At 54.4% G+C, this 590-nt stretch carries 1 protein-coding gene; it reads left to right on the top strand.

The features are described from left to right. Nucleotides 1–29: 29 nt before the first annotated feature. Nucleotides 30–590: hypothetical protein (locus QNO09_RS39645; protein WP_283975074.1), on the top strand; the 561-nt coding region annotated here is incomplete at its 3' end.

Genomic DNA, 590 nt, shown 5'->3' with positions numbered 1-590 from the left:
ATGAATGCCCAGACAGCTCAAAGCTGACAGTGCTGGAGGATGAATGCCCAGACAGCTCAAAGCTGACAGTGCTGGAGGATGAATGCCCAGACAGCTCCAAGCTGACAGTGCTGGAGGATGAATGCCCAGACAGCTCAAAGCTGACAGTGCTGGAGGATGAATGCCCAGACAGCTCCAAGCTGACAGTGCTGGAGGATGAATGCCCAGACAGCTCAAAGCTGACAGTGCTGGAGGATGAATGCCCAGACAGCTCAAAGCTGACAGTGCTGGAGGATGAATGCCCAGACAGCTCAAAGCTGACAGTGCTGGAGGATGAATGCCCAGACAGCTCCAAGCTGACAGTGCTGGAGGATGAATGCCCAGACAGCTCAAAGCTGACAGTGCTGGAGGATGAATGCCCAGACAGCTCCAAGCTGACAGTGCTGGAGGATGAATGCCCAGACAGCTCAAAGCTGACAGTGCTGGAGGATGAATGCCCAGACAGCTCAAAGCTGACAGTGCTGGAGGATGAATGCCCAGACAGCTCCAAGCTGACAGTGCTGGAGGATGAATGCCCAGACAGCTCAAAGCTGACAGTGCTGGAGGATGAA

Source organism: Streptomyces sp. 378, from assembly GCF_030124145.1.
Classification (GTDB): domain Bacteria; phylum Actinomycetota; class Actinomycetes; order Streptomycetales; family Streptomycetaceae; genus Streptomyces.
The sequence above is the reverse complement of the archived record's forward strand: the minus strand, read 5'-3'. Positions and strand labels throughout refer to the sequence as shown.